The sequence below is a fragment of the Duganella guangzhouensis genome, assembly GCF_009674535.1.
GTDB lineage: Bacteria > Pseudomonadota > Gammaproteobacteria > Burkholderiales > Burkholderiaceae_D > Rugamonas > Rugamonas guangzhouensis.
On the sequence record NZ_WKJK01000010.1, the window covers coordinates 118,682 to 141,821 of the forward strand.

Below are 23,140 nucleotides of genomic sequence, written 5' to 3' on the forward strand. Positions count from 1 at the left end.
AAGTGATTGAAAAAGCTGATTTTTTTGGATATACTCTTGTTTTTCCAATTTTGGAATGTCTTTTAAGGAGTGCGTTATGGCACGTGTTTGCCAAGTTACTGGGAAGAAGCCGATGGTCGGCAACAATGTTTCCCACGCAAACAACAAAACCAAACGTCGTTTCCTGCCTAACCTGCAGAACCGTCGTATTTTTGTTGAATCTGAAAACCGCTGGGTCTCCCTGCGTCTGTCCAACGCTGGTCTGCGTGTAATCGACAAGGTCGGCATCGATGCCGTTCTGGCCGACATGCGCGCCCGTGGCGAAAAAGTCTAATAGGGAGCTATCATGGCAAAAACTGGCCGCGACAAAATCAAGCTGGAATCGACCGCAGGTACTGGTCACTTCTACACCACCACCAAAAACAAGCGCACGATGCCTGCTAAAATGGAGATCACCAAGTTTGATCCTAAAGCACGCAAGCACGTGATCTACAAAGAAACCAAGATCAAGTAATCGATCTTCGCTTCTACGAAAAAGCCACTCATCGAGTGGCTTTTTTATTGCCCGCCGTTGCTGCACGGGCGAAAAAAATGGCCCCGCAGGGCCATCTTGTTTTAGGCGTAGCTACGCAGGCGCAGCGAGAATTCTTGCAGCGATTTGATGCCGGACGCTTCGGCGCGGTTGCACCAGTCTTGCAGCTTGTGCAGCAGCTGGTCCCGGGTGAAGTGCGAACGCTCCCAGATCACACCCAGCTCGACGCGCATATTGTGCATGGTTTCCAGCGCTTTGCTGTGCTGGAACAGTTCCGACAGCTGTTGCTGCTGCGGCGCTTCCAGTTTGCCCGGCTCGCGCTGCATCAGCTTGCGCGACGACTTCAGGAAGCGCGCTTCCAGCTCGGCTTTGTGCTTCAGGTGTTCCAGCTCTTCTTTCCACGCGTGTTTGATCGATTTGGCGTATTTGGCCATCACGTCGTAACGGTTGGCGATCACCGATTGCAGCGTGTCGAAGTCGGCTTCCAGCTTGTCTTTGGCGAACTTCGGCTCCGGCGCGCGTTTTTTCACTTTGGCCAGACCGACCATTTCCAGCGCGCGGATGTAAGCCCAGCCGATATCAAACTCATACCATTTGGACGACAGCTTGGCCGAGGTGGCGAAGGTGTGGTGGTTGTTGTGCAGTTCTTCGCCGCCGATCAGCAGGCCCAGCGGGATGATGTTGGTGGCCGCGTCGGCGCAGTCGTAGTTGCGGTAGCCCCAGTAGTGGCCGATGCCGTTGATGATGCCGGCCGCCGTGATCGGAATCCATACCATCTGAATCGCCCACACGGTCACGCCGATCACGCCAAACAGGATGAAGTTGATCACCAGCAGCGACGAGACGCCCAGCGCGCTGTGACGGGTGTAGACATTGCGCTCCATCCAGTCATCCGGCGTGCCATGGCCGTATTTGTCCATGGTTTCCTGGTTCTTGGCTTCCGCACGGTACAGTTCGGCGCCTTGCCAGAATACTTTCTTGATGCCGCGCGTCACCGGGCTGTGCGGATCTTCTTCGGTATCGCATTTGGCGTGGTGCTTGCGGTGGATCGAGGCCCATTCCTTGGTCACCTGGCCGGTGGTCAGCCACAGCCAGAAACGGAAGAAGTGACTGACGATAGGATGCAAGTCCAGCGCGCGGTGCGCCTGGCAACGGTGCAGATAAATCGTCACACCCGCGATGGTGATGTGGGTGACCGCCATCGTATAGAAGAACACTTGCCAGCCGGTCAGGCGGGTCACGCCGTTCGACAGGAAATCCAGTACTGCGTATAAGCTCATTACTACTCCAAAATGGGGCGTATTCTCTCCGCCAAGATTGCGTTTTTGATAGGCGCACGCAGGCCGTCCGTCTTACTTTCGGACGATATTGTACGATGGTTTAATCCTAATTTGACGAAGCTTTTCCCTGAATCACTGATTATTCCTTAGGCACGGTCGTGCTTTCCTGCGCACTCACAGGCGCCGGGGTCGGCCCCAGGATGCGCATTTCCCGTTGCGGGAATGGGACAGAGATATTGTTTTCCTTCAGCGCGCGCCAGATCGCGCGGTTGACGTCGGAGGTGACGCCGCCACGGCCATTTTCCGGGTCTTTAATCCAGAAGCTGACGGTCAGATCGAGACCATCGGCGCCAAAGCTGCTCAGGTTGACCGAAGGCGGCTTGTCTTTCAGCACCCGCTCCACCGTCAGCGCGGCGTCGGTCAGCAGCTGGATCACGAAGTCGACATCGGTATCGTAAGCCACGGAGACCTTGGTCGAAATATTGACCAGGCTGGTCGACAGCGACGAGTTCTGCACCGCGCCCGACACCAGCATCTCGTTCGGCACGATCGATTCGACGCCATCCAGTCCCTGGATCACGGTGTAGCGGGTATTGATCTGGGTCACCTTGCCGCTGTATTTATCGACCGTGATCATGTCGCCGATGGTCAGCGAGCGATCCAGCAGGATGACGAAGCCGGATACATAATTGCTGGCGATCTTTTGCAAGCCCAGACCGAGGCCGACGCCAAGCGCGCCGCCAAACACCGACAGCACGGTCAGGTCGATGCCCACCAGCGACAGGCTCATCAGCACCGCCACCAGGATCAGCAACGCGCGCGCGGTGCGCGACATCACCACCCGCAGGTTGGTGTGCATGCCCTGCATTTTCATCAGCCATTCTTCCAGCGCGGCGCCGGCCCACAGCGCCAGCATCAGCAGCACGACCACCGAGGCGGTGGCCTGCAGGATGTCGGCGATCGACACCTTGTATTTGCCGATCGGCAGCACGGTGTCGTCCATGAAGGCGAACACGTCGATCCACAGGCCGGTCACGTACAGCACGAAAGCCAGCCACACCAGCAACTGGAACAGTTTTTCAAACGCCAGCATGGTCGGGCTGATGGTGCGGCCATTGCGCGCGAACACGCGCCGCAGCAGATAGAAGGTGAAGCGGATCACCGCCAGCGAGCCGAAGATCGGCAACGCCACCAGCACCAGGTTGACGTGGTAATGGTATTTGGCCAGCAGCACGCGCGACACGAACAGCAACACCACCACGCCCAGCGGCGCCATCACGCGGCCAAAGCTTTCGACGCCAAAGCTCAGCACGCCGCTGTGCGATTCCTGGCGGCCGAAGCGTTTCTTCAACATCCGCGCCACGCCGAAACCGACCACCACGGAAATGACAATGGCGGCGATCTGCCACAGCAGGCTGACATCGTGCAGGTCGCCGCTAAGCAGGTCGTCGATCAGGTTGAGCAGAGGCTGTTGTCGGGACATTGCGTCTTTATAGAAGTGACTGAGGTACATAGATTAACAAAAAAAGGCCGGGTCGCCCCGGCCTCTTGACTTAAATGACGCTTACTCGGCGTCGTCTTCCTTGGCCTTCTTCGGCATCGGCTTGCGTTCGAACACGGCGGCGAAGAAGCCGTCGGTTTGATGTTTGTGCGGCAGCAGCTTCAGGTAGTCGCCCATCTCCAGCTCGATTTTTTGCTCGGCCAGCGCGGTGCTCATCGGGATCAGTTGGAAGTCCGGATGGGTTTCCAGGAATTGCTTGGCGATGAAGTCGTTCTCCTCTTCCAGCACCGAGCAGGTGGCGTAGACCAGACGGCCGCCGCCCTTCACCAGACGGGCGGCGCCGTCCAGAATCGCGGCTTGCTTGACCTGCAGTTCGGCAATCGCTGCCGGCTGCTGGCGCCATTTGACGTCCGGATTGCGGCGCAGAGTGCCCAGGCCCGAGCATGGCGCGTCAACCAGCACGCGGTCGATCTTTCCGGCCAGGCGCTTGATCTTGGCATCGCGCTCGTGCGCGATCACCACCGGATGCACGTTCGACAGGCCGCTGCGGGCCAGGCGCGGTTTCAGCTTGGTCAGACGCTTTTCGGAGACGTCAAACGCGTACAGGCGGCCGGTGTTGCGCATGGTCGCGCCCAGCGACAGCGTCTTGCCGCCGGCGCCGGCGCAGAAGTCAACCACCATTTCGCCGCGCTTGGCGCCGACCAGCGCCGACAGGATCTGGCTGCCCTCGTCCTGCACTTCGATGTGGCCTTCCTTGAACAGCGGCAGGTTTTGCAGCTGCGGCTTGTTCTGGATACGCAGGCCCAGCGGCGCGAACGGGGTAGGCTCGGCCTTGATCGGCGCTTCGGCCAGCTTGGCGATGACGGTCTCGCGGTTGTCCTTCAGCGTGTTGACGCGCAGGTCCAGCGGCGCAGGGCGGTTCATGCCATCGGCCAGCGCCAGCGTTTCTTCCTCGCCGAACTGCTCGACCAGCTTGTCGAACAACCATTTCGGCATATTCGAGCGGCTCGACTTGTGCATCAGCTTGCGGTCGATTTCCAGGATGCGGTTGACCCACGTCACTTCATCTTCGGTGACGCCGCCCAGCGAGTCGATGCCCACGGCATCGGCCATGCCCAGCAGGGTCAGGCGACGCATGGTGGCGCCGCCGCCCGCTTCGGAGAAGTCGGTATAGAAGTTCTTGTTGCGCAGCACGTTGTACACCGACTCGGCGATCGCGCCGCGTTCACGGCCGCCAAGGCGCGGGTGGTCTTTGAAGTAGCGCGACAGCGTGGTGTCGGCTGGCGCGGCAAAGCGCAAAATCTCGCGCAACACTTCTTCGGCGTTGGCGAGTATCGCTGGAGGCAATCTCATGGAATTCCTTTAAATTTTAACTGTGGTCCACCTGGACCGCGCCCTGCTTGAGGGTCAATCTGTCTTCTACAAACCAGCGCACCGCGCGCGGATAAATGACATGTTCTTCGACCAGCACGCGGGCTGACAGGGTTTCGACCGTATCATCCGGCAGCACAGGCACCGCTGCCTGCAACACCATCGGCCCGTGGTCGAGTTCGGCCGTTACGAAATGCACCGTCGCGCCATGCCGCGGCACGCCGGCCGCCAGCGCCTGCGCATGCGTCGCCAGCCCGGGGAACAGCGGCAGCAGCGACGGATGAATATTGAGCATGCGCCCCGCGTAATGCGAAACGAAGGGCTCGGTCAGAATGCGCATGAAACCGGCCAGCACCACCAGATCCGGCTGGAAGCCGTCGATCACGGTTTGCAGCGCGGCGTCAAACTCGGCGCGGCTGGCGTAATCCTTGTTGGCCACCACCGCCGTCGCGATGCCATGCTCGGCCGCAAAGTCCAGACCGGAGGCGTCGACACGATTGCTGATGACGGCGGCAATACGAGCGGGCCAGCGCTCGGCCTGAGCCGCGCGCACTATCGCTTCCATATTGCTGCCGCGACCGGAAATCAGGATGACGATATTTTTCATAACCCGGCATTGTACCACCGCTCGGGGACACTCAGAAAGCAAGAATTGCTGCAATGCAGCAGGCGTAGGCCGGCCGCAACAGGCCGCTCCGGCGCGGCGGCGGAGGAAGATTCCGGCTTACTCGAACGAGTAAAACACCCGGAAAGGCACTTTTTTATCGGCCCAGTAGTCGGCAGCGTCGCGGAAGACATCCAGCAAGGTTTCCCTTGCTTCCTTGTCAAATTTCTGGGCGTTCGGCAGTTGTTCCAGCACCACCAGGAAGCCGCTTTGCGTGCCGGCCTGGAACATGGTTTCGGTCAGCGTCTGGCGCAAACCGTCGAAATTCTTGCCTACCCCCTTGGGAAACAGGAACGATTCCGAGATGATGCCCAGCACCTGCTGCTTGGTGGCACCGGCGATGCAGTGCGCATACAGGAAGTGCTGACCCAAGCGGGCCGCCTCCTCCTGCAACTCGCCGACGCGGAAGGCGCGGATCGATTGCACGAGGTTGGCGGGCACGCTGGCCAGCAAGCTCTCGTTTCCCTCAATTTGACCTGGTATGTACGGAGTGTCCACTTTACTGTCGGGAGTGCCTAACTTGTGTATTAAAGAGTAAATAATTTGAGCACCTGTCCACTAAAATGGCCTGCGGGTCGGCGCCGGCCATACAATCCCATACGCATATTAGGGTAACGTGTTGTTCCTCCCAGATCAACACGTATATGGTGTTCAACGCAATATTTGTTAAAAACAGAAGTTTTTTGCCGGTTTTAGGGGCCAAATCGGCACAATTCCCCCAGACCGTCGCTGTTACAATTTGTTGCCACAGATACCGCCCAGCCACTAGTCGCCGTTCGGCGGCGGGATTAAGATACGAATCATGCAATATCAGAAATCCCCTGATAGACACCCTGAACCAACACGAGGTACCAAATGAACTTGCAAGCCAAACTGATCGCCTCGGCCCTGTGCCTGAGCGCCTTGCCTTTCGCACAAGCCGCTGATTTCGAAGATTTCGGCCGCGTCGTGCGTGTCACCCCGCAGGTGGAGCAGGTCAACCGCCCGCGCCAGGAATGCCGCACCGAGGTCGTGCAGGTGCAACAGCCGGCGCCGGAGCGCAGCGTGGGCGGCGCCATCATCGGCGGCCTGGTCGGCGGCCTGGCCGGTAACCAGGTCGGCGGCGGCAGCGGCCGCTCGGTGGCCACTGCCGCCGGCGCGATCGCCGGCGCCCTGGTCGGCGACCGTGTCGACAACGCCAACACCCCGACCAGCGGCGGCGTGCAGCAGCAGGCGGTCAAGCAGTGCCGCACCGTCGACCACTGGGAATCGCGCACTTCGGGCTACGAAGTGACCTACGACTACCGTGGCCGCAACTACACCAGCGTCATGTCCTACGATCCGGGCGAACGCGTGCAACTGCGCGTGGTGGTGGAACCGATCCAGCGTTAATCGGTCAGCCGCTCCCCTCCCCGCTTTCAATGCCGGCCTTGCGCCGGCATTGTCGTTTTCAGATAATGCCGGATCACCCACCCGGCCTCCGCTCATGTTAATCAAACGCAAATCCATCGAAAAAGAAGAATCCTCGCGACCGGCCTCGGCCAAGGCGCCCGCCAAACCCCGCAAGCCGAAATACGCGCCGGTGACGCTGTCCGAATTCGATGGCGTGCGCTATCTGCACTTCGGCACCGAGTGGGTACAGGGCGCGATGCGCATCCGCAAACCCAACTGGCCGGAGCTGGAATACGCGCAGCAGATGATGGCCTGGCTGCTGTGGCTCGAGCAGCCACGCCATATCGCCCAACTGGGCCTGGGCACCGGCGCGCTGACCAAGTTCTGCTACGCGACCTTCCCCGAGGCCAGCGTCAGCGCGATCGAGCTCAATCCGTCGGTGATCACCATCTGCGAATCGATGTTCAAGCTGCCGCCCAACGATGCCCGCCTCGATGTGCGCGAGCAGGACGCGCTGGACTTCGTCAACGACAAGGCCAACTTCGACACGCTGGACGTGCTGCAGGTCGACCTGTACGACGCCACCGCGCGCGGCCCGGTGCTGGACTCGGCGGAGTTCTACCAGGCTTGCCGCAACTGCCTCAACGACGACGGCATCATGACCGTCAATCTGTTTGGCGACCACCCCAGCTATGCGCGCAATCTGAAGGCCATCAAGTTCGCCTTTGCGCAGGTGATTTGCCTGCCGCAGGTACATGATGGTAACGTGGTTGCGATCGCCTTCCGGCGCGCCCGTCCGCTCGACCTGCCGGCGCTGACCGCGCGCGCGGCGCAGATCGTGGCCGCGACCAAGCTGCCGGCCAAGAGCTGGGTCAAGGGCATCGCCGCAAACTAAACAGAAAGGTGGCCGCACAGATGAGTTCTACCCACACCCCGAGCCCGGCGGCCCCGCTCGATCTGCAACAGATCTACACCTGGCTGCTGGCCGACGGCATGATACGCAAGGCCGAGGTCAAGGAACTGTACGCGCAAAGTTCCGCCATTCTGAAGAACACCAGCGGCTATATGCATCCCTTGTGCGCGGTGGCGCACGCCAAGCTGTTGTCGGCGCAGCCGCCGCACAAGCTGCTGACCTTGGACGCGCTGTGCGAATGGCTGGCGCAGCGGGTGCAGCTGCCGTTCATCCGCATCGATCCGCTGAAGATCGATTTCACCAAAGTGGCGGACGTGATGTCGGCCAGCTACGCGGCACGCTTCAACATCCTGCCGGTGGAGCTGAACGCCGAGGTGCTGGTGGTGGCCACCGCCGATCCATATTCGCACGAATGGGAAGCCGAGATCGCCAAGATTTCGCGCCGCGCGGTGCGCCGCGTGATCGCCAATCCGCTCGACATCGCGCAATACATCACACAGTTCTTCAGCCTGGCCAAGTCGATCAAGAAGGCCAATAAATCCAATGCCAACGACCTGACGCTGCGCAACAACTTCGAACAGTTGGTCGAGCTGGGCAAGAGCAACAAGCAGGTCGACGCCAACGACCAGCACGTCATCAACATCGTCGACTGGCTGTGGCAGTACGCGTTTGAGCAGCGCGCGTCCGACATCCATCTCGAACCCAAGCGCGACATCGCCGCGATCCGCTTCCGCATCGACGGCGTGCTGCACCAGGTCTATCAAGTGCCAGCGGTGGTGATGATCGCGATGACCGCGCGCATCAAGCTGCTGGGACGCATGGACGTGATTGAAAAGCGCCGCCCGCAGGACGGCCGCATCAAGACCCGCACCGCCGGCGGCCAGGAAGTCGAGCTGCGGCTGTCGACGCTGCCGACCGCGTTTGGCGAAAAGCTGGTGATGCGGATCTTTGATCCGGACGTGGTGGTGAAGACGCTGCCGGAGCTGGGCTTCCCGCTCGACGACGCCGAGCGTTGGGACGTGCTGACCCAGCGTCCGCACGGCATCATCCTGGTCACCGGCCCCACAGGCTCGGGCAAGACCACCACGCTGTACACCACGCTGAAGGCACTGGCCACCTCCGAGGTCAATGTCTGCACGGTGGAAGATCCGATCGAGATGGTGGAGCCGGCCTTCAATCAGATGCAGGTCCAGCCCGGCATCGAACTGTCGTTCGCCGACGGCGTGCGGGCGCTGATGCGGCAAGACCCGGACATCATCATGGTGGGCGAGATCCGCGACCTGGCCACCGCCGAAATGGCGATCCAGGCCGCGTTGACCGGCCACCTGGTGCTGTCGACGCTGCACACCAACGACGCGCCGTCGGCGGTGATGCGCTTGCTGGAACTGGGCGTGCCCTACTACCTGCTGGAAGCGACGCTGATCGGCATCATGGCGCAACGGCTGGTGCGCACGCTGTGCCAGGACTGCAAGGCCGAGGGCGGCGAACTGAGCGACGAGATCTGGGCCAGCCTGGCCGGCGAATGGTCGCTGCCCAAGCCGGCCATCGTGTACAAGCCGGTCGGCTGCCCCGAGTGCCGCCAGACCGGCTATCGCGGCCGCACCGGCCTGTACGAGCTGCTGACCGTGACCGAAGCCTTCAGCTCGCAGGTGCGCGAGGAAACCGATATTCAGGCGTTGCGGCGCCAGAGCGTGGCCGACGGCATGAAGCCGCTGCGCATCGCTGGCGCGCTGAAGATCCAGGAAGGCGTCACCACCGTCGACGAAGTGCTGAAAGTGACCGCCGCGCTGGGCATGAAGTAAAAAAGCCCTTTGCAAACCGTGTCGGCCTGTATATAATACGGCCTCTTTCGGGGGTCGTTAGCTCAGCTGGTAGAGCAGCGGACTTTTAATCCGTTGGTCGCAGGTTCGAATCCCGCACGGCCTACCACCGAATTCTAAAAAAGCTTCCCACAGGGAGCTTTTTTTTCGCCTATAGCCAGCCTCTGGTGTAAGCTAGGCCAAAGCGCTGAAGACGCGGGACGAGAGGATGCCATGGGGAGCTGGATGAACGGAATGCGACGGCTGCTGGTGATGGCCTGCTGCCTTCCGTTGCTGGCCGCCGCCGCGCCGATTGTGCCAATCGAGCTGCGCACCGCCGCCCAGGAGGGCACCGATCCCAAATTCATCCACGCCGGCAAGGACCGCATCGTCGGCCTGTGCGTCGACATCCTGCGCGCCGTCGAGCAAACCGATCCCGGCCTGCGCTTCGTCGGCGACCAGCGCTGGAAGCCGCTGATCCGCGCTTACTCCGAACTGGAGTCCGGCATTGAGGATGTGCAGTGCGCGGTCCAGCACACGCCCGAGCGCGAGGCCCGCTTCCGCTTCATCGGCCCGGCGCTGTACACCATCGCCTACCACTTTCTGGTGCGGCGCAACGACAACCTGGTCATCAACAACTGGGACGATGTGCGCAAGCTGGCGCCCAACAATGTGGTGCTGGTCAACCGTGGTTTTGCCGCCGGCGACATCCTCAAGGAACTGGGCGGGTTCGAAGTCGACGCCAGCTCGACCAGTCCGGAGTTAAACTTGCAGAAATTGATCGCCGGTCGCGGCCGGCTGTATTTTCATCGCGGCCCCGGCCTGCCCAAGCTGCTGGAGCGGACCGGCACCGCCGACAAGGTCAAAATCCTGCCGCAGGCGATGTATAGCGCCAAGCTGTACTTCGCCGCCAGCAAGCATCTGGATCACAAGATCGCCGATCGCGTGGCCAGCGCGCTATACGTGCTGGAAAGGAAAGGTGAACTGGAAAGGCTGATGCGCAAATGGGACTGAGGGGAACACCGGCACGGCAAGCGCGGCGACTGCTGGGCAGCACACTGCTGGCCTGCGCGTTGCTGGGCGCGCAGACGGCCCATGCCGCCGCCGGCGCGCCGCCCACCACCGTGCTGAAGGTGGTGGCGCAGGAAGGCACCGAGCCCAAGTTCATCCCGGCCGGCATCGGCCGCGTGGTCGGGCTGTGTGTGGATCTGTTCCGCGCCATCGAACGCATCGAGCCCGGTCTGATTTTCGTCGGCGATCAGCAATGGCTGCCGCTGCTGCGCGCCCACTCCGAGCTGGCCTCGCACCAGCACGACGCGCTGTGCGCGGTGCAGCGCACCGACCAGCGCGCGCGCCAATACATCTTCCTCGATCCGCCCTTGTTCCAGCTGCGCTACCAGTTGATCGCGCGCGCCAGCGACCCGGCCGTCATCACTAGCTGGGACGATGTGCGCAAGCTGGGTGCGCATGGCGTGGTGCTGACCAACCGCGGCTACGTCACGCCGGAAATGCTGGCGCGGATAGGCGGCATGCAAGTCGATTCCAGCGCCACCAGCCCGGTCATCAACCTGCAAAAGCTGGTGGCCGGACGCGGCCGCTTCTTCCTGCACCGCGCGCCCGGCATGCAGGGCTTCATCGAGCGCGCCGGCGTGGCCGGCAAGGTCAAGATCCTGCCCACCGTGATGCTGACCAGCGACGTCTACATGGCGATGGGCACCCACGTCGATCCGGCGGTGCGGCTGCGCGTGCAGCACGCCATCGAGCTGCTGGAAAAAAACGGCGAGATGGCGCGGCTGCTGAAGAAGTGGGATTGAGCGGATACCTCCGTGTTACGGTAACGATACTTACGCGACCTTGCCGCCGATGCTGTAATCGCGGCTGACATGCTGGAGCAGGAATTCGTCCATGAGTACATCCGCTGCCCCCAAGCCAGCCAGGGGCGCCTCGCCACACGAACAAAGACACAGTGATCAAGTTGCGCCCGGCAGCAGCTTGCCGCTTCAATTGCCGCTTCAATTGCAGGATCAACGCGCAGCCAGCGCGGCCCTGGGGCGATGGCAGGCGCTGGCGGACAACTCGCCGCAGGTGCGGAAATTACAGGCGCAAGCCATCCAGCGCCAGCCGGCGCTGGTACAGCGCAGCGTACTGTCCGACCAACTGACAAAACAGCTCGACCAGCATGGCGCGGCCAGCCTGTTCGCCAGCATCGATGCCAACCTGGTTGAATACGCGGCCGATCCCGATGTGGCTAACCTGATCAACCAGCGCCTGACCGGCAATGAGCGCTGGCTGGGGCAACAACATCTGGAATATGGCGGCGAAAATAACTGGCCGCGTCATGTGCAGATCGACAAACAACTCCGGGCCATCGGTGCGGCCACCAGCTGGCCCAACGTGATGGCACTGATGGTGGCCGCCACTGCGGCCGAATTTGAGCATGGCATGGCCTTGCTGACACCAGCGCATATCAGCAACACGCTGACCATGCTATCCGCCGCCAGCGATCCCGCCTTCGAGACATATATGGGCAAGATGAACCGCGAACAAACGGCTGCCTTCTTGGCGGCAGCCGTTGCTGCCGATCAGGCGACACATAGCGGTCTGATAGCGCGCATCAAAACCAGCCGCATCCTGAGCGTCAGCAACGCTTGGTTGGCCGATTTACGATGGCGCGGTGGCTCAGGCGCCGATACGAGCGATGGCTATCAGATCAGTCTTACAACCTCGGATCACAAGCGCAACGATTTTGCGCACTGGCTGCGTAACGGCGGTGCCGAACCGGCAAGGGACGGCACCATGAACTGCTGGGAAGCGGTCATGTTTATGGCCTACCAATCAGGCCTGGTGAGCAAACAATGGCTGCAAGACCTCCATACCGCAGCCGCAGCCGCAGGACGCGCAGTTGCGGATGAGGTGGATGATGAGGTGGATGATGAGGAGGAGGAAGAGGAGGATGTTGAGCTCAGAGATGGTTATGCCGAACTTCTGGCGCAACGGCTGGGCGTGAATGCCGCCGCCAGATGGACCTACAACCCGGTGCCGCCAGGCACTCCAACTATACCTGCGGGCAACCTGATTTTCATGGATGGACTAGACCATGTCATGTTGTCCAAAGGAAGCCTGGACGGCAACGGCAGGCAGCGCGTGTATAGTATGTGGGTGTTCCCAATGAGCTCGGGAGGCGAGGATGACCATGGCTGGATGCAAGACACTACGCTGGAACAAGTCATGCAAACCAGTGAAGAAACCGGCGCCCGCATCACCTACCATCCGCCGCCCTGGTAAGCAGGCGATTTCCCTGGAAATAAAATATGCAGACCGCGACTGAACCACAAGGCGCCGCCTTTTCAGCCACCAGCTTACTCAGCATTCTCTGGGACCAGATGGGCCAGATGTATCCATGCGGCCCATATCAAAAACGGGTGGCCAGGAGCGCGCTGACCGTGTCCGAGGCCAAGATGGAACGCCCGCTGTATGCGCTGCGCGTGGACCCAGCCGGCGGCGTCACGCTGATGTACCACACCAGCGCCGACGCCAGCACCGTGGGCTTCTCCGTCTTTGATCCGCAAGGCAAACTGGCGCAACGCTACGGCGATATCGCCGCCGCCGGCGTGCAGGATTTCCAGCCCGATCACGAAGGCGGCGTGTACCTGCTGGATATCATCACAGCAAACGATGGGCAACGGCTGCAACGCCTGAGTCGTATCGGCGTCGATGGCAGCTTGCGCTGGTCGATGCGGCATCCGATGAACCCGCACCGCACCGAGCTGGCCACGCTGAGCGGCCAATTCACGCGTTTATGCTCGCCGGACAGGGATCAACTATATCTGCTGTGTTCCGGTCCCGACATCGCGATCGGCAAGATCGATCCCGAAAGCGGCGCGCTATTGTCCGAATACCGATGGGATGATTTAAGCGACACCGCCATCATCGATCGCGCCGGCAGATTTTATTACTCCCGCCACGACGTCAATGGCGACGGCCGTCATGCGCTGATCGTCCGCGACCCGGCCGGCCAGACCAGAACCGTGCTGGCGCCAGCGGTCCAGGAATTAACCCAGCTCGCCGGCGTGGACAGCGAAGGCAGGATCTACGCCAGAACCCAGGCCGGCATCGGCGTCATCGCCGCCGATGGCAGCACCGCCGCCCTGCTGTCCCTGAACGGCGCGGTGCTAAGCGCCGACGGCAGCTTGACGCTAGCCCGCGCATCCGAGCAGTTGCAGTTGCTGGACTTCGGCGCCGACGGCCAGTTGCGGAACCAGCACCCGCTGCAGGCACCGCCGCATGCCCATTTCATTCATCAAAATGCAAGCAACTACTATTTCTACGGCAACGAAAGCCATCGCAGCGGCGGCGATCTGACCATCATCGACCGGTACGATGGTGCCGCGACCAACGTCAACTTGCGCGACAAGGCTGGGCAGCGCGTGGTCTGCTTCCGGCAAGCCAATGCGAGCTTGCTGCCGATTGCATCGATCATGGCGACGCCGCGTCATTGGCAGCTGGACGGGGACGGCAATATTTACCTCGCGCTCGCCGATCCCCGGGGATTTCACGTGCTGAAGCTTACTCGCCTATCATGCGGGCATTGCCGGACACCCGGATCGAACTGCCCGGCTCATCGCTGATCTGCACGTGCAGGTGGCAAGGCGCGCCCATGTCCTCGCCCTGGACGATGTCGATGGCGCCGCCGTGCGGCCAATCCAGGTCGCGCAGATAGCCGGCCAAGGCCGCTGCCGCCGCGCCGGTGGCCGGATCCTCGTACACGCCGCCGGACGCGAACGGATTGCGCGCATGGAAGCGCTGCGGTGTTTCAGCGTGAATCAGCGAGATGGTGGCGAAGCCGTAGCGGCGCATCAGCTCGCGTCCCTTGTTGAGGTCGTAGCGCATGGCGCGCAACTTGTCGCGGCTGCGCAGCGCCAGCACCAGGTGATAGGCGCCGCCATTCGCCACCGCCGGTGGAATGCGGTCGTCCAGATCGGCCAGCGTATAGCCGAACAGCGCCAGCGCTTCCTGCACCAGCGCCGGCGTCGCCGGCGAGCTGGAGGTGCCCGGCGATTGCAGCGCGGCCACGGCGCCGTTGGCGTGCGCCCTGCCCTCCACCGTCACCTTGGCGTGGTTGGTGGTCAGCGGGAAGATGCCATCGCCATTCTGCTGCGCCAGCACCGCGCCCAGCGCGATCGTCGCGTGGCCGCAGAATGGCACCTCGCCGTCCGGCGAAAAATAACGCACGCGCCAGCCATCGCCCTGCGGCGCGGCAAACACGGTTTCCGAATAGCCCATTTCGGCGGCAATGCGCTGCATCGCCGGCTCTTCCGGCAAGGCTGCGCGTATCATCACGCCGGCCGGGTTGCCCCCCTCCTCACCTGCGGTGAAGGCGGCAACTTTGTGAACTTTGGTAATGGTCTGCATGTTGTCTCCGAGAACTGAATGTTGGAAAGACTTGATTGACAGCAATGACGGGATTGGCCACTATCTTTATTTCACGACTTTATTTGTATTATTGCCATGACTATACCGCGACTTTCGGTTCTTGCCTTCATCATTTCGGCCCATTTCGGCGGCGCGGCCCTGGCCGCCGACAGCGTGGCGACCAAGCACGCCATCACCCACGAGGATGTCTGGCTGATGAAGCGCGTCGGCGCGCCACTCGCCAGCCCGGACGGCCGCTGGGCGGTGTTCCCGGTCACCGACCCGGCCTACGACAGCAAGGAGCAATGGTCGGACCTGTGGATCAAGTCGCTGAGCGATGACAGCCCGGCGCGCCGCCTGACCTTCAGCAAGGGTGGCGAAGGCGCGCTCAACTGGTCGCCCGACAGCAAGCAGTTGATCTTCATCGCCAAGCGCGACGGCGACGACGCCGGCCAGATCTACCGCATCGACATCGCCGGCGGCGGCGAGGCGCAGCGCCTGACCACCTTGACGCTGGGCGCGCGCACGCCCAAGTTCAGCCCGGACGGCAAGCAAATCCTGTTCGTCAGCGACATCTTCCCCGGCAACGCCAGTGAAGACGACATCAAGAAAACCGCCAAGGAGCGCAAGGACCGCAAATACAGCGCGCGCGCCTACGAAAGCTTCCCGCCGCGCTACTTCGACAAATGGCTGGACGATAAACAAGTGCGGCTGTTCGTGATGGACGCCAGCGTCGGCGCCAAGCCGCGCGACCTGCTGAGCGGCAGCAAGCTGGCGGCGCTGCCGGGCTTTGGCGGCGGCCAGGGCGACGAAGGCCAATCGCTGGACGCGATCTGGGCGCCGGACGGCAAAGCCATTGTGTTTGCCGCCGCCACCAACCGCGACCAGCTGGCACGCGCCTCGGCCTACACCCAAATCTACAGCGTGCCGGTGGGCGGCGGCGAAGCCACCCAACTGAGCGCCGACAAGCACAGCTACGGCAGCCTGAAATTCAGCGCCGACGGCAAGACCCTGTTCACGCTGACCGAAGCGGAAGAAGAAGGCAAAGTCTACGACGTCAGCCGCCTGGCCAGCTTCGCCTGGCCGATGACCAGCAGCACGCCACACGTGCTGACCGCCGCGCTGGACCGTTCGATCTCGCGCTATGTGCTGCCGGCCGGCAGCAACCGCGTCGTGTTCAGCTTTGAGCACGCCGGACTGGAGCAGCTGCACTCGGTCAGCTACAACGGCGGCGACGTGCGCGATGAGCCATCGCTGCCGAGCGGCAGCATCAACGCCCTGAGCGCCGGCGGCAAGGCGCTGGTGGGCGTCTGGGAATCGGCGATCAACCCGCCCGAGGTCTACGCCTTCGGCAACGGCGCGCCGAAGCGCCTGACCGCCTTCAACACCGAGCGCGCCGCCAGCATCGACTGGCAGGCGCCGGAACACTTCTGGTTCAAGGCCAGCGACGGCCGCATGATCCACAACATGATCGTCAAGCCGGCCAACTTCGACCCGAGCAAAAAATACCCGCTGTTCGCCGTCATCCACGGCGGCGCCGCCAATATGTGGCGCGACCAGTTCGTGCTGCGCTGGAACTACCACCTGCTGGCGCAGCCGGGCTACGTGGTGCTGCTGACCGACTACAAAGGCTCGACCGGCTACGGCGAAGAATTCGCCCGCGCCATCCAGGGCGACCCGCTGAAGGGGCCGGCCGACGAAATCAACGAAGCGGTCGACGAGGCGGTCAAAAAATACAGCTACGTCGACGGCAGCAAACTGGCCGCCGGTGGCGCCAGCTACGGCGGCCACCTGACCAACTGGCTGCAAGCCACCACCACCCGCTACAAAGCCATCATCTCGCACGCCGGCGAGATGGACTTGATCATGCAATGGGGCAGCAGCGACAGCATCTACGGGCGCGAAGTCAACAGCGGCGGCCCGGTGTGGGGCGAGCAAGCCGTATGGCGCACGCAAAGTCCAGTACTCCAGGGCGGCAACCACGCCAAAGGCACCGGCTTTACGACGCCGATCCTGATCTCGGTGGGTGAGCTCGATTACCGGGTCCCGGCCAACAACGCGCTGATGAACTTTGCCACTCAACAGCGGCTGAACGTGCCGAGCAAACTGCTGGTGTTCCCGGACGAAAACCACTGGATCCTCAAAGGCGAGAACAGCCGCTACTTCTACAGCGAAGTCCAGCACTGGCTAGCCAAATACCTCAACTAAAACCCCAAACTCCGGGGTCAGGTCCATCATTTCTACACGAGCTCAGCCCTTACTCGGCTGAGCTCGTGTTGGAATGATGGACCTGACCCCGTCTTGGGTGCGGATGAGCCAGATCAGGGCGGCGGCCAGCAGGCAGGCGGCGCCGGCGGCGAACAGCGCCGGGTTGTAGGTCAGCAGCAAGGTGCGGATGTGGCCGGCGCCGTAGGCGGCTACCGCCGCGCCCAGCTGGTGGGCGGCGAAGATCCAGCCGAATACCATGCCGGCTTTTTCTTTGCCGAAGGTGGCGCCCGCCAGCCGCACGGTCGGTGGCACGGTGGCGATCCAGTCCAGGCCGTAGAACATGGCGAATACCGACAGGCCGTATAGCGTGAATTCGGAATACGGCAGCCACAGCAGCGACAGGCCACGCAAGCCGTAGTACATGAACAGCAGCTTGCGGTTGTCATAGCGGTCCGACAGCCAGCCGGAAGCCACGGTGCCGACCAGGTCGAACGCGCCCATCATCGCCAGCACCGAGGCCGCTGGCACCGGTCCCAAGCCGGCGTCGCCGCACAGGGATATGAAGTGGGTCTGGATCAGGCCGTTGGTGCTGAGGCCGCAAATGAAGAAGGTGGCAGCCAGCACCCAGAACACGCGGCTGCGCGCCGCCTCGGCCAGGATGCGGAATGGCGTCGTCAGCGTGATGCGCATCGCCGGCGCCGCCGTCACCGCGCTGCCGGGCGCGGCGCCATAGGGTGTCAGTCCCAGATCGGCTGGACGATTGCGCATCAGCAGCGACACCGCCACCGCCATCACGGCGCAGGCGATAAACACCGGCAGCACCGCCAGCCGCCAGCCGAAGTGCTGGATCAGCCACGCGCCCACCGGCAGGAAGATCAGTTGCCCGGTGGCCGAACTGGCGGTCAGGATGCCAACCACCAGTCCGCGATGGCTGTCAAACCAGCGGTTGGAGATCACCGCGCTCAGCACCAGCGCGGTCAGCCCCGAGCCGACGCCCAGCATGACGCCCCACAGCAGCACCAACTGCCAGAACTGGTTCATGCGCGTGGCCAGCGCCATGCCGACCGCCACCAGCGTCAGCGCGCTCACCACCACGTTGCGCAGGCCGAAACGCTCCATCAGGATGGCGGCAAATGGCCCCATCAGCCCGAACAGCGCGAAACGCAGCGCCAGCGCCGACGAGATTTGCTCGACGTCCCAGCCGAATTCCTGCGACAGCGGTTGCAGCAGCGCCCCCGGCAAGCCCAGCGCGGCGGCCGAGCTTAGGCCGGTGAGAAAGGTCAGGCCCACCATCACCCACGAATAATGCAGGCCGCGCCGCTGCAGCCAACCGGATAAAGCTTGTGCAAACATACAGTCCTCACGATGACGTCGCGCGCCGATGGACACGCTTTTCAGTATTTTAAATTATGATCATCATGAATACAATCAAAAAAAACGCCCGAGGGCGGCCATGAGGCGGCGCCCGGCGGCGAGGGGGAGTTCGCGGCCGGGCGCCTGGGCGGTGGGGGCACGCCCTTTACTTGATGCGCAGCGAGCTTTGCACTTTGTTGACGCCTTTGACGTTGCGCGCGACGTCGACGGCTTTATCCACTTCCGCCTGCGACGGCACAAAGCCGCTCAGCATGACGGTGCCGTTGACGGTTTCCACGTGCACGTCCAGCGATTTCAGTGCCGGCTCGGCCAGCAGTTCGGTTTTCACCTTGGTGGTGATGCTGGTGTCGGCCAGCGTGTCCTTGGCCAGTTCGGTTTTCGATTTGGCTTCGCACGAGGCTTTGTCGGTGCCGCTCATGGTGCTGCAATCGATGCCGGTCTGGGCCACGTCGGCGGCTTTCTTGCCGGCCTTGGCGTCGTTGACGGCGGCGGTGTGCTGCGACTTGGCGCCGCTCAGGCAGCTGTCCTTGTCGTTGCCGGTGCGTGGCGAGCACTGGGCCTTGGCCAGGTCATAGTTGGCGTCCGCCACATTGATCTGGGCTTTTTCGATGGATTTCTTGTCGTTTTTGTATTGCAGGGCAGCGGTCGATTCCGCGTTGGCGCGGCTCAGCTTGGCCTGTTCGACGCAGACATCCTTGGCATTACCCGATTGCGCATCGCAGGCGGCCTTGGCGGTTTTGTAGTCAGCGTCCGACTTGTTGATCGCGGCTTTGTAGGCAACGGTGTCGTTGTTCGGGGTGGCGGCGAAGGCAGCGCTGGCGGCGGTGGCCAGTACGAAGCAGAGTAATTTGTTCATGATGTGTCCCTCTTGTGGTGGTTGATGGACACATTAAACGCCCGCCCGGCCGCCAGCTCCGTGCGGAAACGTACATAGATCGATTACTGGTCGCGCGCGAGCCCCTGACGCCACAGCAGGTTAGCCTGCTCAAACACCGGCACCCCGGCAGCGAACGCGGCGCCGGTCGGCGCCAGTTGCAACCAGGCCAGCGTGCTGTGGCTGCCGGTGGCGGGCGATGGCTGGCGCACCTGTTGCATCCAGGCCGCCACGCTGGCGTACTGTTCGGGATGACGCTGCTGGGTCCAGGCCAGCGCCACCAGGTCGGCATAGCCCTCCTCGCGCCGGGTGTCGCGCAATTCCTCGGCGGCGCGGCTCGGTTCGCGGCGTTCTTCAAAGCCGGCCGGCAGCGCGTGCCACACGCCCTGCGCATAGCGCCAGCAATGGCCGACTTCATGCGCCACCATGGCTTCGATCATCAGCGAGCGTTGCGCGATGGGTACAGTGGACAAGATATCTTCCGCCTTGGGGTTGCCGCGCAGCGACAACACCAGCTTGCAGCGGCCATCTTGATAGCCCAGCGCCAACGGCACGTCGGTGGCGCTGGCTTGGGGTTGCACGGTGATATCCAGCGGCAGCTTCAGCTCCTGCTTGGCATAGGCCAGCACGGCGGAACCGGCCGTCAGCCAGCGGATTTCAGCCTCGGTCAGGTCGGCCGCGGAGGCCAGGCCAGACGTCAACAGCAGCAGGGGAAGGAAGGCGCGTTTGATCATGGTGATCAAACTGTAGCACGCACCGGGCAATCATTATTGCCCGGTGGCAGGTAAATTACTACGTAGAAAAAGCTGAATGGTTAACGTGCCAACAAGGTGTTTGCCGTTTTGAACTCAGGACGGATGTCGTTCGGCACCGTCTTCATCTTGTCCAGCGCCTTTTGCACATCAGGGCGGATCACCACGTACTTGGTCATCATGTCCTTGGCGCGGGCGTAGTCGCCGGTGGCTTCGATGGTCAGGAATTCGCGGTCCAGATCGGCCACGGCCTGCTTGATCTTGCTGAAGTCGACCGAGAAAGTGCCATCGCCATGCGACACGAAGCCGCCCTTGTCCAGGATGTAGTTCATCTGGATCGCCATGCCGCGCGCGTGCGAGTCGGTCAGGCCGAAGTGCAGCGTGCGGAAGCCGGAGGCCAGGAAGGTGGTGTACAGCTTGCGCTCGGCCGCCTCGCCCTCGCCCAGCGTGCCTTTCAGCTGGCCCTTGTCCATCATGTAGGCCAGCGCGTACAGGCCGGTGATGTCGGCCTTGGCTTCCTCGATGGTCGAATAGGTCTCTTTCAGATCCTGGCGCGGGGTCGATTCCTTGCCGCCGTTGCGGGTGATGTGCGGGCCCAGGCCGTGAGTGATTTCATGCGCCAGGATGTGGGTGAAGAAGGAGTCGAAATCCAGATCCTTCTGATCGGCCGGGCGCAGCACCAGCTTGGCGATCGGCGTCAGCGTGGATTTGAATTTGGCCTGCTGCACGTTCTTCAGCATCACGCGCTTGGAGCCGCGCTGGCTGATGATGCGTTCATCGTTGGGCAGGTTGTAGGCGGCGGTCTGCACGCCCATATTGCCATCGCCGGCGCCGTAGACTTGATTCACCACCACCATCGGCGCCAGCGCGCCCACTTTCGGATTGCGGTACTGCGCATCCAGCGGCAGATTGTCTTCCAGCTCCTGCATATGCTTGGCGAAGAAGTTCAGCTTCTGGGTTTCCTTTTGGTCGCGAATGTTGACGTAAGCTTCAAACGCGGCCTTGTAGCCAAACAGTTCGTCGTTGTAGGTCTCGTACGGGCCGATGGTGATGTCGACCGGCGCGTCCAGATCCATCCAGGCGAAGTCGGATGCCAGGTAGTCGTTGCTGAGGAAGGCTTCGGCGCGCAGTTCGAGGAATTTCTTCAGCGAGGCGTTGTCGGTATCGGCGGCGGCCTGCTTCAGCAGCGCGGCCGCTTTCTCCAGCTCGGGCTTGTATTCTTCCGAGTACTTCACTGTGCTGAACAGGCCGTCCTTGTTCTTGCGGATCACCGTGAAGAACCACTGCGCCTCTTCCTTGTCGATGGCCGGCAGTGCGTTCATCCAGGTTTCCAGTTCGGCCTTGGTGGCGCCTTCCGGATAGAAGTTGCCGCCTTCCGGTTTCTTGTTCGGCACTTTGATGCCGGCGAGTTCCGCTGGCAGGAAGGATTGATGGTCGTCCAGGATCGACCATGGGCCTTTGTTCAGCCAGAAGTAATTGAGGCGTGCCTTGCCCAGCGGGCTGGTGTCCTTTTGCAGCGCGGCCCACAGCGCTTCGTTGCCGGACCAGCGTTGACGCAGTTGCAGCACGTCGATGATCTTGGCGGCTTCGATCAGTTTGGCGATGGCTTTCTTGTCGCCGGCGGACAGCTGGCTGGTGTCGGCGGTCAGCGCGATCGGCGCGTAACGCTTGCTCATCTTGGTGAGTTCAGCCACGTCGGCAGGGGCAGCGTAGGCGGTGGCGCAGGCGACGACAAGCGCCAGCGGGAGCAGGATTTTTTTCATGTGGTCCTCTTGTGGAGTGAGGGCCACATTGTAATCCACCCGCTCAACGGCGGCACTGGTCGGCCTGCTGCCAGCGGCTGGTGCCGGGGAAGCGTAACCAGATGGTCCGCCAGGCGTTGCGCGTGCCACAGCCCCTGACATTGGCCAGCCGCGATGGTGTGGTCGGTGTGCCATCGCTGATGATTTGTTCGTCTTCCACTTTGGCATAGGTAGAGCGGCCGCCGTGGACGACACGGAGTTCCGTGCCGTTGGGTAGGAAGACCTGTTTCCATTGGTAGCCACGGCTGGTGGCGATTCCGTCGTCTCCGGACACGAGCGGTGGCGATGACGCTGCTTCCGGCAACGCGGTGGATGGCGCGCCGGCTTCGCTGGCGTCAAACTCACCGTATTCGAGCCACAAGCACGGCGCGGCCTTGGTTGTGGCGATCCAGTGCTCAACCATGGGTACAGGGTGGTCCATGTTTTTTCCCCGGTCTAAAAAGGCTATTTGGGCTACTTCGCTCTAATTCGTTAGAGAACAGTAGAAAACGCTCTAAAAATAGGGTGTTGCTCAGACTATTCGGTCTATTTTGTCTATTTTGTCTAAGCGCGCTCTCTTTTTAGACCGATATCTAACGAACTAGTTCGAAATCTAGCGAAATAGCCTTTTTAGCCTTTTTAGACCGCGAAAAAATATAGAGGGGGTATATACCCTCACCAGGCGCGGTAGACCTGGCCGGTCTGGGCGCCGTCCACGCTGCGGGCGTAGGACAGGGCTGCGCGGCTGGCGGCGATGGGCTCGAAGCCGACGAAGAACGGGCCGTAACTGGCCATCGATTCCTGCAGCACCGTCGGGCTGACCACGTTGATGCGCAAGCCGCGCGCCAGCTCGATCGCCGCGCCGCGCACAAAGCCTTCGATGGCGGCGTTGACCATGGTGGCACTGGCGCCGTTGCGGATCGGCTCATCGGCCACAATGCCGCTGGTGAGCGTGATCGAACCGCCATCGTTCAGGTATTCCTGCGCCACCAGCGCCACATTTACCTGTCCCATCAACTTGCTGTTCAGCCCCACGTAGAACTGCTCCGGCGTGAAGCTGGCCAGCGGCGCGAAATGCAGCCGGCCGGCGGTCACCACCACCGCATCCACCTTGCCAACCTTGGCGAACAAGCCGCGCACCTGTTCGATGTCGGCGAAGTCCAGCTGATGCTGACCACTGCCGCCGCCCGCCGTTATCACCTCGTGACGCTGGCCCAGTTGCTCCACCACCGCCTTGCCCACTGCGCCCGTTGCGCCGATGACGATCACTTTCATGACTACCTCCGTTAAGAAAACATCAGTATCCACCGCTTCATCAAAGGAATAAAT

General features: G+C 62.0%; 22 protein-coding genes and 1 tRNA gene. 11 read left to right on the plus strand and 12 right to left on the minus strand.

From position 1 onward, the window contains the following. Positions 1 to 76 precede the first annotated feature (76 nt). Together rpmB and rpmG are read left to right on the plus strand one after the other, a co-directional pair. Positions 77 to 313 carry a 50S ribosomal protein L28 gene (gene rpmB, locus GJ699_RS19560; protein WP_008451488.1) on the plus strand — a complete coding sequence of 79 codons (237 nt, stop codon included), beginning with the start codon at positions 77 to 79 and terminating at the stop codon, positions 311 to 313. Positions 314 to 325: 12 nt separating this feature from the next. Continuing rightward, on the plus strand, positions 326 to 493 hold the full coding sequence (rpmG, locus tag GJ699_RS19565) for a 50S ribosomal protein L33 (RefSeq protein ID WP_005665735.1): 168 nt from the start codon (positions 326 to 328) through the stop codon (positions 491 to 493). Positions 494 to 594: 101 nt separating this feature from the next. On the opposite strand, the gene GJ699_RS19570 is transcribed toward rpmG, so the two are convergent. The 5 genes from GJ699_RS19570 to GJ699_RS19590 all read right to left on the minus strand — a co-directional run bounded on the left by GJ699_RS19570 (position 595) and on the right by GJ699_RS19590 (position 5,780). Beyond that, on the minus strand, positions 595 to 1,791 hold the full coding sequence (locus GJ699_RS19570; RefSeq protein ID WP_154379355.1) for a DesA family fatty acid desaturase: 1,197 nt from the start codon (positions 1,789 to 1,791) through the stop codon (positions 595 to 597). Positions 1,792 to 1,930: 139 nt separating this feature from the next. Beyond that, positions 1,931 to 3,274, minus strand: a complete 1,344-nt coding sequence (locus tag GJ699_RS19575) for a mechanosensitive ion channel family protein (protein WP_154379357.1) — start codon at positions 3,272 to 3,274, stop codon at positions 1,931 to 1,933. Between the two features lie 81 nt (positions 3,275 to 3,355). Continuing rightward, positions 3,356 to 4,645, minus strand: a complete 1,290-nt coding sequence (locus GJ699_RS19580; protein ID WP_154379359.1) for an RsmB/NOP family class I SAM-dependent RNA methyltransferase — start codon at positions 4,643 to 4,645, stop codon at positions 3,356 to 3,358. Between the two features lie 16 nt (positions 4,646 to 4,661). Next, complete coding sequence (gene purN, locus GJ699_RS19585) at positions 4,662 to 5,270, minus strand: phosphoribosylglycinamide formyltransferase (protein WP_154379361.1); 609 nt, start codon at positions 5,268 to 5,270, stop codon at positions 4,662 to 4,664. A 117-nt stretch (positions 5,271 to 5,387) separates the two neighbouring features. Next, positions 5,388 to 5,780, minus strand: a complete 393-nt coding sequence (locus GJ699_RS19590) for a barstar family protein (protein ID WP_154379363.1) — start codon at positions 5,778 to 5,780, stop codon at positions 5,388 to 5,390. A 402-nt stretch (positions 5,781 to 6,182) separates the two neighbouring features. On the opposite strand from GJ699_RS19590, the gene GJ699_RS19595 reads away from it, so the two are divergent. The 8 genes from GJ699_RS19595 (at position 6,183) to GJ699_RS19630 (ending at position 14,038) form a co-directional block, all read left to right on the plus strand. After that, the gene (locus GJ699_RS19595; protein WP_154379365.1) at positions 6,183 to 6,698 is read left to right on the plus strand and encodes a glycine zipper 2TM domain-containing protein; all 516 of its coding nucleotides are present in this window, start codon (positions 6,183 to 6,185) and stop codon (positions 6,696 to 6,698) included. Between the two features lie 94 nt (positions 6,699 to 6,792). Beyond that, positions 6,793 to 7,593, plus strand: a complete 801-nt coding sequence (locus tag GJ699_RS19600; protein ID WP_154379367.1) for a spermine/spermidine synthase domain-containing protein — start codon at positions 6,793 to 6,795, stop codon at positions 7,591 to 7,593. Positions 7,594 to 7,613: 20 nt separating this feature from the next. Further along, complete coding sequence (gene tfpB / locus GJ699_RS19605) at positions 7,614 to 9,413, plus strand: type IV pilus assembly ATPase TfpB (protein WP_154379369.1); 1,800 nt, start codon at positions 7,614 to 7,616, stop codon at positions 9,411 to 9,413. Between the two features lie 51 nt (positions 9,414 to 9,464). Continuing rightward, positions 9,465 to 9,540, plus strand: a tRNA-Lys gene (locus GJ699_RS19610). Between the two features lie 116 nt (positions 9,541 to 9,656). Further along, positions 9,657 to 10,424 (plus strand): substrate-binding periplasmic protein, encoded by a 768-nt coding sequence (locus GJ699_RS19615; protein WP_229262185.1) that lies wholly within the window; start codon positions 9,657 to 9,659, stop codon positions 10,422 to 10,424. Then, on the plus strand, positions 10,415 to 11,224 hold the full coding sequence (locus GJ699_RS19620; protein ID WP_154379373.1) for a substrate-binding periplasmic protein: 810 nt from the start codon (positions 10,415 to 10,417) through the stop codon (positions 11,222 to 11,224). Before GJ699_RS19615 ends, GJ699_RS19620 begins: the two co-directional genes overlap by 10 nt. 91 nt (positions 11,225 to 11,315) lie before the next feature. Further along, the gene (locus GJ699_RS19625; protein ID WP_154379375.1) at positions 11,316 to 12,695 is read left to right on the plus strand and encodes a hypothetical protein; all 1,380 of its coding nucleotides are present in this window, start codon (positions 11,316 to 11,318) and stop codon (positions 12,693 to 12,695) included. A 26-nt stretch (positions 12,696 to 12,721) separates the two neighbouring features. Continuing rightward, a complete protein-coding gene (locus tag GJ699_RS19630; RefSeq protein ID WP_154379377.1) occupies positions 12,722 to 14,038 on the plus strand; it encodes an SMP-30/gluconolactonase/LRE family protein in 1,317 nt (438 codons plus the stop codon). Here GJ699_RS19630 and GJ699_RS19635 read toward each other — a convergent pair. After that, on the minus strand, positions 13,977 to 14,822 hold the full coding sequence (locus GJ699_RS19635; protein ID WP_154379379.1) for a PhzF family phenazine biosynthesis protein: 846 nt from the start codon (positions 14,820 to 14,822) through the stop codon (positions 13,977 to 13,979). The genes GJ699_RS19630 and GJ699_RS19635 overlap by 62 nt on opposite strands. A 96-nt stretch (positions 14,823 to 14,918) precedes the next feature. Here GJ699_RS19635 and GJ699_RS19640 point away from each other — a divergent pair, with 96 nt between their 5' ends. Next, complete coding sequence (locus tag GJ699_RS19640; RefSeq protein ID WP_154379381.1) at positions 14,919 to 17,030, plus strand: dipeptidyl-peptidase 5; 2,112 nt, start codon at positions 14,919 to 14,921, stop codon at positions 17,028 to 17,030. A 42-nt stretch (positions 17,031 to 17,072) separates the two neighbouring features. On the opposite strand, the gene GJ699_RS19645 is transcribed toward GJ699_RS19640, so the two are convergent. The 6 genes from GJ699_RS19645 to GJ699_RS19670 all read right to left on the minus strand — a co-directional run bounded on the left by GJ699_RS19645 (position 17,073) and on the right by GJ699_RS19670 (position 23,086). Then, on the minus strand, positions 17,073 to 18,383 hold the full coding sequence (locus GJ699_RS19645; RefSeq protein WP_154379383.1) for an MFS transporter: 1,311 nt from the start codon (positions 18,381 to 18,383) through the stop codon (positions 17,073 to 17,075). Between the two features lie 166 nt (positions 18,384 to 18,549). Continuing rightward, positions 18,550 to 19,260 (minus strand): BON domain-containing protein, encoded by a 711-nt coding sequence (locus GJ699_RS19650; RefSeq protein ID WP_154379385.1) that lies wholly within the window; start codon positions 19,258 to 19,260, stop codon positions 18,550 to 18,552. A gap of 83 nt (positions 19,261 to 19,343) precedes the next feature. Further along, positions 19,344 to 20,012, minus strand: coding sequence for a hypothetical protein (locus GJ699_RS19655; protein ID WP_195763593.1), 669 nt, complete (start codon positions 20,010 to 20,012; stop codon positions 19,344 to 19,346). A gap of 80 nt (positions 20,013 to 20,092) precedes the next feature. Then, the gene (locus GJ699_RS19660; protein ID WP_154379389.1) at positions 20,093 to 21,793 is read right to left on the minus strand and encodes a dipeptidyl-peptidase 3 family protein; all 1,701 of its coding nucleotides are present in this window, start codon (positions 21,791 to 21,793) and stop codon (positions 20,093 to 20,095) included. A 43-nt stretch (positions 21,794 to 21,836) separates the two neighbouring features. Further along, the gene (locus GJ699_RS19665; protein WP_154379391.1) at positions 21,837 to 22,253 is read right to left on the minus strand and encodes a hypothetical protein; all 417 of its coding nucleotides are present in this window, start codon (positions 22,251 to 22,253) and stop codon (positions 21,837 to 21,839) included. 233 nt (positions 22,254 to 22,486) lie between these two features. Beyond that, a complete protein-coding gene (locus tag GJ699_RS19670; RefSeq protein WP_154379393.1) occupies positions 22,487 to 23,086 on the minus strand; it encodes a short chain dehydrogenase in 600 nt (199 codons plus the stop codon). Positions 23,087 to 23,140 lie beyond the last annotated feature (54 nt).

Coding starts and splice junctions, on each gene's coding strand:
- GJ699_RS19625 (WP_154379375.1), top strand. CDS start 11,316: ATGAGTACATCCGCTGCCCCCAAGCCAGCCAGGGGCGCCTCGCCACAC.
- GJ699_RS19620 (WP_154379373.1), top strand. CDS start 10,415: ATGGGACTGAGGGGAACACCGGCACGGCAAGCGCGGCGACTGCTGGGC.
- GJ699_RS19615 (WP_229262185.1), top strand. CDS start 9,657: ATGAACGGAATGCGACGGCTGCTGGTGATGGCCTGCTGCCTTCCGTTG.
- GJ699_RS19630 (WP_154379377.1), top strand. CDS start 12,722: ATGCAGACCGCGACTGAACCACAAGGCGCCGCCTTTTCAGCCACCAGC.
- GJ699_RS19570 (WP_154379355.1), bottom strand. CDS start 1,791: ATGAGCTTATACGCAGTACTGGATTTCCTGTCGAACGGCGTGACCCGC.
- GJ699_RS19640 (WP_154379381.1), top strand. CDS start 14,919: ATGACTATACCGCGACTTTCGGTTCTTGCCTTCATCATTTCGGCCCAT.
- GJ699_RS19660 (WP_154379389.1), bottom strand. CDS start 21,793: ATGAAAAAAATCCTGCTCCCGCTGGCGCTTGTCGTCGCCTGCGCCACC.
- GJ699_RS19645 (WP_154379383.1), bottom strand. CDS start 18,383: ATGTTTGCACAAGCTTTATCCGGTTGGCTGCAGCGGCGCGGCCTGCAT.
- GJ699_RS19635 (WP_154379379.1), bottom strand. CDS start 14,822: ATGCAGACCATTACCAAAGTTCACAAAGTTGCCGCCTTCACCGCAGGT.
- GJ699_RS19575 (WP_154379357.1), bottom strand. CDS start 3,274: ATGTCCCGACAACAGCCTCTGCTCAACCTGATCGACGACCTGCTTAGC.
- GJ699_RS19600 (WP_154379367.1), top strand. CDS start 6,793: ATGTTAATCAAACGCAAATCCATCGAAAAAGAAGAATCCTCGCGACCG.
- rpmG (WP_005665735.1), top strand. CDS start 326: ATGGCAAAAACTGGCCGCGACAAAATCAAGCTGGAATCGACCGCAGGT.
- GJ699_RS19665 (WP_154379391.1), bottom strand. CDS start 22,253: ATGGACCACCCTGTACCCATGGTTGAGCACTGGATCGCCACAACCAAG.
- GJ699_RS19655 (WP_195763593.1), bottom strand. CDS start 20,012: ATGATCAAACGCGCCTTCCTTCCCCTGCTGCTGTTGACGTCTGGCCTG.
- tfpB (WP_154379369.1), top strand. CDS start 7,614: ATGAGTTCTACCCACACCCCGAGCCCGGCGGCCCCGCTCGATCTGCAA.
- GJ699_RS19595 (WP_154379365.1), top strand. CDS start 6,183: ATGAACTTGCAAGCCAAACTGATCGCCTCGGCCCTGTGCCTGAGCGCC.
- purN (WP_154379361.1), bottom strand. CDS start 5,270: ATGAAAAATATCGTCATCCTGATTTCCGGTCGCGGCAGCAATATGGAA.
- GJ699_RS19580 (WP_154379359.1), bottom strand. CDS start 4,645: ATGAGATTGCCTCCAGCGATACTCGCCAACGCCGAAGAAGTGTTGCGC.
- GJ699_RS19670 (WP_154379393.1), bottom strand. CDS start 23,086: ATGAAAGTGATCGTCATCGGCGCAACGGGCGCAGTGGGCAAGGCGGTG.
- rpmB (WP_008451488.1), top strand. CDS start 77: ATGGCACGTGTTTGCCAAGTTACTGGGAAGAAGCCGATGGTCGGCAAC.
- GJ699_RS19650 (WP_154379385.1), bottom strand. CDS start 19,260: ATGAACAAATTACTCTGCTTCGTACTGGCCACCGCCGCCAGCGCTGCC.